The organism is Paenibacillus sp. 01L418 (assembly GCF_056400045.1).
In genome coordinates this window covers 1-9,028 of the sequence record NZ_JBFTSN010000266.1, presented here as the reverse complement: position 1 = coordinate 9,028, position 9,028 = coordinate 1, and the positions used below count along the sequence as shown (strand labels likewise).

The window sequence follows — 9,028 nt, the reverse complement described above, 5'->3', positions numbered from 1 at the left end:
AGCCATACGCGGGTTTGTAGATGCCGATACAAAGGCTTCATTTGAAGAGATGTACACCAAGCGATATGGAAAGGCCTTACCCGAACAATCAATAATGGTCTAATGTTCCGATGGATAATCTTACTACACAAACTTCTTGACGCTACCTCAAATTAGCTGGTTTCGTGCAAATAAGACTAGAAACTAGTCTTATCCATAACTAAATCGCCCCATATTCCCGTCATAGTACTATATCAGCAAGAATAGAACTAGTTTCTAGTTCTATTCCCATCAAATTAGCTTATTTCGTGCATATAAGACTAAAAACTAGTCTTATCCATAAATAAATCGACCCAAAATACCCGCCAAAGTACTAAATCAGCAGAAATAGAACTAGAAACTAGTTCTATTTCCATCAAATTAGCTTGTTTCGTGCAGAAAAGACTAGAAACTAGTCTTATCTATAAATAAATCGCCACATATACCCGTCTAAGCAAAAAATCAACAAAAATAGATATAGAAACTAGTTCTATTTCCATCATATCAGCTTGTTTCGTGCAGATAAGACTAAAAACTAGTCTTATCCGTAAGTAAATCGCCACACTATCCTCGTCTAAGCACCAAATCAGCAAAAATAGATCTATATACTAGATCTATTCCCACCAATCCAGCTTGATAAGTGCAAATAAGTCTAGAAACCAGACTTAGACCCCATATAGGCGCATTCAACAAAGCAACAATCGCTTAGTCAATTAACCAATCCTATTAACCTAACCGCTCACTCCAAAACAGTCTGAGCCTGTAACTGCCTTACTCTCCCACCATACGCATCAAATAAAAGACAGCCTTAGGCTATGAAGCCTCGGGCTGTCCGTCCTTCTACTATTACCAAACCTCAAAGCTGCTGTTCCTGTTGATACAGCACGGTGGACAAGTAGCGCTCGCCGTTGCTTGGGATTACAGCAACTACCCGCTTGCCGGTGCCCAGCTTCTGCGCCAATTGAATAGCGGCATATATAGCTGCTCCTGAGGAAATGCCGCCTAAAATCCCTTCCTCCTTGGCCACTCTTCTAGCTGTCTCGAATGCATCATCATTGCTCACTTGAATGATCTCGTTATAAATATCGGCATCCAATATCGAAGGCACGAAACCCGCGCCAATGCCTTGAATTTTGTGCAGGCCAGGAGCACCTCCCGATAAAACCGGCGATGAGGACGGCTCAACAGCTACAATATGGATATCAGGGAAACGATCGCGCAGTACTTCGCCAGCGCCCGTAATCGTACCTCCTGTGCCCACACCTGCTACAAAACCGTCCAGCTTGCCATCAAGCGACTCCACCGCTCTTACGATTTCAGGACCCGTCGTTTCCCGATGAATTTTCACATTTGCCGGGTTATCGAATTGCAGCGCAGGAAAATAATCCGGATGTTTCTCTTGCAGCTCCTTCGCGGTGCGAATCGCCCCCTTCATCCCCTCGGCTCCGGGCGTAAGCACTAGTTCCGCACCGTATGCCCGCAGCAGATTGCGGCGCTCCAAGCTCATCGTCTCCGGCATAACAAGCACCGCTTTATAGCCTCTTGCTGCGGCTACCAATGCAATGCCAATGCCCGTATTGCCGCTCGTCGCTTCAATGATCGTATCGCCCGGCTTCAGCTTCCCTTCCCGCTCCGCCTCTTCAATAATGCTGATGGCAATTCGATCCTTTACACTGCTGCCTGGATTAAAAAACTCCAGCTTCAAATAAATTTCTGCACTTCCGTCCGGCACGACCCTGTTCAAACGAACCAAAGGCGTGTTTCCTATCAAATCCGTAATATGATTGACAACATGACTCATCTAATCTGCCTCCTATATGATGAATGGCCTAGCGGCTCGTGCCGAAAAAAGTAAATATGGCGCAAAAAGAGTTTTATACAGCAATATTGCCTTGCGAATGCTCATACAGCTCCTTGTAATGTCCGTCATGCTCCAGCAGCTCCTGATGATTGCCTTGCTCCACGATTTCACCGTGGCTCATTACAATAATTCGATCCGCCTGCATGATCGTCGACAAGCGATGCGCAATTACAATAGTTGTTCGATCCTGCGATACGACCCGAAGCGCATTTTGAATCAATTGTTCCGTATGAGAATCCAAGTTAGCGCTCGCTTCATCCAAAATAAGCACTTTAGGCTTGAACACAATAATTCTCGCAAAAGAAATCAGCTGCCGCTCACCTGCGGATAAACCGCTGCCGCGTTCTGACAGCATCGTATCATAGCCATCCCTCAGCTTATGGATAATCGTATCCGCGCCTACAAATTCACAGGCACGAATAACCTCCTCGCGAGAAATGGAATCGTCGAACATTCTTATATTCTCAATAATGCTGCCCGAATACAGATAAGGCTCCTGCTGAACCAAGCCGACTAGTCGATGCAAGGTTGATTGCGGGATATCCCTTACATCGATCTCATCTATTCTTATGCTGCCTTCCTTCACATCATAGAATCTGCATAATAAGCTGATCAACGAGCTTTTGCCCGCTCCTGTCGTACCTACGACGCCAATAAGCTCACCCGAATGGATATGCAAATCCAAATCTTTTATGATCGGAATCCCTTCTTCATAGGAGAAGGAGATCCGATTAAAATCGATTTGGCCCTTCACCTGCTCCAAGCTCAAAGTGGATATAGACGCTTGACGTTCATCCGCCTCTTCTTCGCTATCCGTCTTATGCAGCTCAATCGAATCAAGCTCACGGTCTGTAATGTCCGGCTTATTCGCGAATACGCCCCAAATTCTTGTAATGGCAACGGTAGCAGACTGCAACGTATTCCATTGCTGCGTGATCGTATTAATCGGCTGAAAAAACTGGCGGATATACGTAATAAACGCATACAATACGCCGAATTCCAGCTGGTGGCCAAGAACAGCATTCCCGCCGATCCATGTCACAAAGGCAATCGATAAATTGCTCAAAATATCAAAGGTTCGGCCAAACACAACATTCGTCCGAATTTCCCGAAGATTTGCTTTAAAATATAAGCTGTTTCTCTCGTTGAATTGCTTCTCTTGCTCCTTCTGCTGATGAAACACCTGTATAAGGTTCATCCCCGACAGGTTCTCGGCAACAAACGCTACAAGCCGGGATAGCCTCGTTCTAGCAAGCTGATAGGTCGTGCGCATAAACGAGCGGAAGGCAATCGCAATCGCCCATATGATCGGCAATAAAATCAAGCAATAAAGCGCAAGCTCCGTGTCTAATTGAAACATCATCACCATGATAAAAATGAGTGTAAGCCCATCCCTAAACAGGCTCAGCAGCACCTGATTAAAAAACTGGTTCAGCGCCTCTGTATCGCTTGAGACATGCGTAATTAAGCTGCCGCTCGACATCCGATCGAAATACCGCATAGACTGCTTCAAAATATGACCAAACAGCTGCTTGCGAATGCGCGACACGATGCTTTGCCCAATATTTTGAAGCAGATTGTTTTGCAAATAGCTAAAAAGCAAACTAGACATGGATAAGCCCAGATATATGAAACAAATGGTTAACAACCCTTTGTAGTCATTTTTGCCGGATAACAAATTGTCATCGATCGCTATTTTCATTAAAAAAGGCTGGAACAAATCAGATAAAATCGCGATTAACGTACAACAAAACACACCAATAAAAGCCCATAGATGAGGTCTCGCATACCCGAACAATGTGCGGAAGGCCGAGACATATTCCGGTTTCTGCTCCGGTTGATTCGGATCAGCCTTCTGATCTGCCTGCCAATTATGAATGGCTTGTGCCGGTCGCATGTTGACTTCCCTCCTCCTGAATCGCATGAAGCGTCGCATAGAGTCCTTGCTGCGAGAGCAGCTCTATATGAGTGCCCCGCTGCACAATCAAGCCGTCATCCATCACAATGATTTCATCCGCATGCTTGATTGCACTAATTCGGTGCGCAATAATGATCGTCGTTTTGCTGTCTCTTTCCGTTTGAATCGCTTCTATAATATCCTTCTCTGTCACCGCATCTACGGCACTGACACTATCGTCCAAAATCATAATCGGAGCATTCTTAATCATTCCGCGGGCTAAGCTTGTGCGCTGACGCTGACCGCCGGATAAAGTTAATCCGCGTTCGCCGAGCCTCGTTTCAAACTGATCAGGCAGCTCAGCGATATTATTATAAATTTGAGCTTGCTTCGCAGCTTGCTCAACCGCTTCAAGCTCAAGCTCTCGATTGGAGAAAGCAATATTTTCTCTAATTGTGGTACTGAACAAAAAGCCATCCTGCGGTACGTAGGCAACTTGAGTTCGCAAGCTTTCAAGCGTCATTCCTCTTATATCTGTTTCTCCATACCAGACCGTCTCTGGAGGCGGGTCGTAGGTGCGAAGCAGCAGCTTCATCAATGTTGTCTTGCCGCTCCCTGTTCGCCCGATGATACCAAGTGTCGAGCCTGGCTTAACGTTCAGGTTAATATTTTTCAGTACTGGACTAGACAATGGATCGTATGAAAAGGATAGATTACGAATCGTAATGCCCGCGTCTGTCAAATTCACTTCTTTCGCATTAGGAAGCTCCATAATTTCGGTTTGCTGCGACAATAAGCCGTTTAGACGCTCAAGTGAAGCGCGAGAACGTTGAATGGAATTAATGACATTGCCGATCTGCTGGAGTGGATTCATCAGCATTCTAATATAAAGCGTCAATGCAACAAAGTTGCCCAGCGTAATTTGCTTCGTGATCGTCATGTAACCGCCAAAAGCAAGCGCGACGATTAAAGAAATTGCTCCTAGAAACGGAATCAACGCTTGGAAAAAAGAAGAAACGCGCACTAGCCGCAATTGCTTCAGCCTGATCTGGTCGACCGTTTTGCCGAAGCGTTCATTCATAATGTCTTCTACCGCAAATTTTTTCGTTACACGGATGCCGCCGAATTGCTCCTCTGCCGTCTCTGTCATGAGGCCTAGAGATTCCTGCACCTCAAGCGACCGTTTTCTAATAATAGGCCCGAGATATACGACGATAAAAGGGATAAGCAGCAGCGGAAATATCGAAGCCAAAATCAAATAATAAGGAATATGGCTGACAAGCATCATCGTTATGGAAGCCACGAGCAGCATCGACGCATTCGCTGTTGAATTGACCCCCATCGAGATCGATTCCCTTACAGCTGTAACATCGTTCATAAAGTAGCTGAGTAGCTTGCCTACACCATTTTTCGAATAAAACCGTTCGCCCATTTGTGTAAAATGCTTGAATAGCCCTCTGCGAACAACAAATTCAAATTTTCTTCCTACATACATAACCAAATACATCGCGATGCCGTTAAACAGCACCTGCCCAACGCCAATAAGCAGCAGCAATAAGCTGTAATCCACAATAAGCTGGCTTGTTAATCCACCAATTTGCAGCTTATCCGTGAATTGTCCCAGTACCTTTGGAAAAAAAACGTTGATCAGGTTAGAAATCAAATGGAAAAAGAGAGAGAACAGGTAAATATGCCACGTACTCCGAAAAAAATCGGCCAACAGCCTTTTTGATTTCAAGAAGCGACCACTTCCTATTTTTCAAAATTATTGTTCTGAAACATCCTTTTGCGGGAATTGCAGCTCATAGAGCTGACTGTACCGGCCTTGATGATTGAGCAGTTCATCATGCGTTCCATGCTCGACGATTTCACCTTGCTCCAACACGTAAATCCGATCCGCCTTCTGAATCGTAGACAGACGATGCGCGATGACGAGACAAGTGCGGCCTTGCAATAATTGTGCGAGCGCGTCTTGAATATGCTGCTCTGATTCGGTATCAAGTGATGCAGTAGCTTCATCCAAAATAATAATCCGCGGATTTTTTAGAATCGCCCGCGCAATAGAAAGCCGCTGCTTCTGCCCGCCAGACAGCTTCACGCCGCGCTCGCCAATTTGCGTCTCATAGCCCTGCGGGAACGATTCTATAAAGCCGGCAGCATTTGCCGCTTTTGCCGCTGCCAACACTTCCTGATCTGTCGCTTGCAGATTGCCGTACCGAATATTCTCTTCAATAGAGCCATTGAACAGCACAATATCCTGTGATACGATGCCGATTTGCTCCCTAAGAGACGCGATCGTTATATCCTTTAAGGAATAACCATCAATCGTGATGTCGCCAGACTGTGGTTCATAAAATCTAGCGATGAGATGTGCAATGGTTGTTTTGCCAGAGCCCGAAGATCCAACAAGCGCTGTCACCTTGCCTGCCTCAAGCTCCAATTGAAAATCGTTTAACACAGTCGAATCCTTTGAATAAGCAAAATCAATATGATCAAAAACAATATGCCCGCTCACTGGCGGAAGCTTCACAGCTCCTTTCTTTTCAATAATTTCAGCCTTCGTGTTCATAACCTCCATAATGCGTTCATAAGCGGCGGCCGATTGCTGAATCGTATTAATAATGCGGCTGAAGTGACGAATCGGGTTTTGCAGCAGTCTGAGATAAGCTATAAAAGCAACGATTGTACCCACTGTCATTTGTTCTTTCATCGCAAGCCATGCGCCAAAAACAAGGACGATTGCAAGGCCAAGAAAATTAAGAAAATCAATAATAGGTTCATAAGCAGCTCGCAGGCGAGTCACCTGAATATTCGCATCCATATTTTTCTGTGTTCGTTCGGAGAATCGTTCAGACTCGTAATTCTCGGCAGTAAACGCTTTAATAAGGCGGATGCCGGTTAACGTATTTTGCAGATGATCGCTTACATCAGCCACCGATTCCTGTACCGTTCGGAACGAGGAGCGCATCCTTTTGCTGAAAAACCTAGTTGTCAAAATCATAAACGGGAAGGTCGCAAGCAGCATTAGCGTCAGCTTCCAATCGATCCACAGCATATAAACCGCAATGGCCGTAAAGGTGAAAAAATCGGTAAACAACTGCATCATGCTGGAGGAAATCATTTGCTGTAGGATGCTTACGTCATTCGTGACCCGAGACATTAAATCACCGGTACGATTGCGATCGAAGAAAGAAATGTCCAGGCTTTGCATATGGCGATACAAGTCGTTTCGCAAATTGTAAAGCACCCTTTGACCGATAGACGCCATAAGGGACGTGCTAATATAGCGCAAAGCACCGAGCGCAACAGCTGCTCCCATGACGCCGCCGCCGATAAGCAGCAGTTTATTAAAAAGCTTATTCGGAATGATGTGGTCAATCGTCAGTCTCGTTAGCTGCGGAACGATGAATTCAAGCAGCGATATGGCGATAACGCTGGCAACTGCTGCAATCAATGCGGGCAATTGTGTCCGCGCATGCGCATATATTCGTATAAACATGCTGTAAATGCTGGCAGGCTTTACTTTCTCGCCTGTTCCGAATTTTCTCATGCCGCCCATTCCTGCCCCGCCTCGAAACGCCGGCGCTGAATTGTGCTGCTCTCTCATATCGCGCCGCCTTCTCTGCTGTCACATTCGGATTCTGTTGTGATTTGGCGAAGCGATACTCGAAGGTCATCCAGGATGACGCGCAGCTGCGCAGCTTTGCTCGGATCAGTGACAGCCGCTCGTTCTGCAGCCTTCAGCAAATGCAGCAGCTCCTTGCCAGCAGGCGTCAATCGACGGTTCGGCTTTCTTCTCTCAAAGGGAGCGCCTTCGTCTTCGGATTCACTCTGCTCAGGGCGTTCCATTCCTGTTGCAGCATTATCGTTCTCCTCCAGCAAATAAGCTCTGCCTTCCTCAGTAATCTCAAACACCTTTTTGCCGTCTTGCTTGGAGGACTCTACAAATCCTTGATCCCGCAGCATCTGCAGCGTGGGATAAATGGAGCCAGCACTTGGTTTATAGGTGCCTCCTGATTGCTCCTCAAGCGCCTTCATCATTTGGTAGCCGTGCATGCCCTCCTGTTCAAGCAGTGCCAGCAAAGCATATTTGACTCCGCCGCGGCTGAAAAAACGTCTGCCCGAGCCGTGTCCCTCCCTCTCATTCGCATGATGTAAAAACAATTGTTCCTCTGGCTGCCATTCTTTCGTCATTGTGCAATCTCCTTCGTTAACGATATATCGTATTAATTTACATACTATACGATATATCGTTAACAGGCAATTACTTCTTGCGATTTCATGACAAAGTCCAGTAACGAGATGCTCTTTACTGGACTTTGCTCATTTTCGGCCAGAGATGATTAGAATGAACCTCGTGTAGATACAGGGCCGTTATCGATAACCGCTGCAATACGTTCTAGTGTCTCATGATCAAGTTCAATACCTGATGCCTTCACGTTTTCTTCGACCTGATCGGGACGGCTTGCACCAATCAAAGCGCTGGATACGTTCGGCTGGCGCAAAATCCATGCTAATGACAGTTGACCTACCGTCAGCTCCAATTCGGATGCGATTTCCTTCAGCAGCTCAACCTTCGCCAGCTTTTCCTCCGTTATGCGGTTTTTAAAATTTTCTTGCTTGGCGGCTCGCGACTCTTCTGGTACTTGTTGATTGGATGAGTACTTCCCTGTGAGYAGCCCCTGTGCAAGCGGCGAGAATACGACCTGCCCGAAGCCTTTTTTTATGCCTAGCGGTATGATCTCCTTCTCGATGTAGCGCTCGAACAAATTATAGATAGGCTGATTCACGACGATACGATCTAGTAAATATTTGTCTGCTATGGCGAACGCTTCAGTTATTTGAGCAGCCGTCCATTCACTGACGCCGACATAATGCACCTTGCCTTGACGGACTAAATCTTCAAAAGCGCGCAGCGTTTCTTCAAGCGGCGTCTCCTGATCAAAGCGATGGCTGTAGAACACATCTACGTATTCAAGTCCAAGCCTCTTCAAGCTTGCATTTGCTGATTCAATAACATGTTTGCGAGAGAGTCCGCGATCATTCGGTCCATCGCCAATTTTTCCATAGACCTTGGTCGCCAGCACATAGGATTCACGGGGATAAGCACGCAGCGTTTCTCCGACTACTTTCTCGGCTTCGCCCTTCGCATACACATTAGCTGTATCAAAAAAATTAATGCCAAGATCATACGCCGTTTGAATCGACTTCACGGCATTTTCACGCTCGACATAACCGCCATACGCCATACG

Annotated in this window: 6 protein-coding genes; all 6 read right to left on the bottom strand. The window is 46.2% G+C overall.

Going from position 1 to position 9,028, the window contains the following annotated elements; all coding sequences use genetic code 11:
* Nucleotides 1-874: 874 nt before the first annotated feature.
* Nucleotides 875-1,819, bottom strand: a complete 945-nt coding sequence (cysK, locus tag AC1DSE_RS24185) for a cysteine synthase A (protein ID WP_339204702.1) — start codon at nucleotides 1,817-1,819, stop codon at nucleotides 875-877.
* A gap of 73 nt (nucleotides 1,820-1,892) precedes the next feature.
* Complete coding sequence (locus AC1DSE_RS24180; RefSeq protein ID WP_477510640.1) at nucleotides 1,893-3,776, bottom strand: ABC transporter ATP-binding protein; 1,884 nt, start codon at nucleotides 3,774-3,776, stop codon at nucleotides 1,893-1,895.
* Nucleotides 3,751-5,514: an ABC transporter ATP-binding protein gene (locus AC1DSE_RS24175; protein WP_477510641.1), complete on the bottom strand. Its 1,764-nt coding sequence runs from the start codon at nucleotides 5,512-5,514 to the stop codon at nucleotides 3,751-3,753. The genes AC1DSE_RS24180 and AC1DSE_RS24175 overlap by 26 nt, the downstream gene beginning before the upstream one ends.
* Before the next feature lie 27 nt (nucleotides 5,515-5,541).
* The gene (locus tag AC1DSE_RS24170) at nucleotides 5,542-7,383 is read right to left on the bottom strand and encodes an ABC transporter ATP-binding protein (protein WP_477510642.1); all 1,842 of its coding nucleotides are present in this window, start codon (nucleotides 7,381-7,383) and stop codon (nucleotides 5,542-5,544) included.
* A complete protein-coding gene (locus AC1DSE_RS24165; protein ID WP_477510643.1) occupies nucleotides 7,380-7,970 on the bottom strand; it encodes a PadR family transcriptional regulator in 591 nt (196 codons plus the stop codon). Before AC1DSE_RS24165 ends, AC1DSE_RS24170 begins: the two co-directional genes overlap by 4 nt.
* A 149-nt stretch (nucleotides 7,971-8,119) precedes the next feature.
* A partial coding sequence (locus tag AC1DSE_RS24160; RefSeq protein WP_477528304.1) for an aldo/keto reductase family protein occupies nucleotides 8,120-9,028 on the bottom strand: 909 nt, incomplete at its 5' end.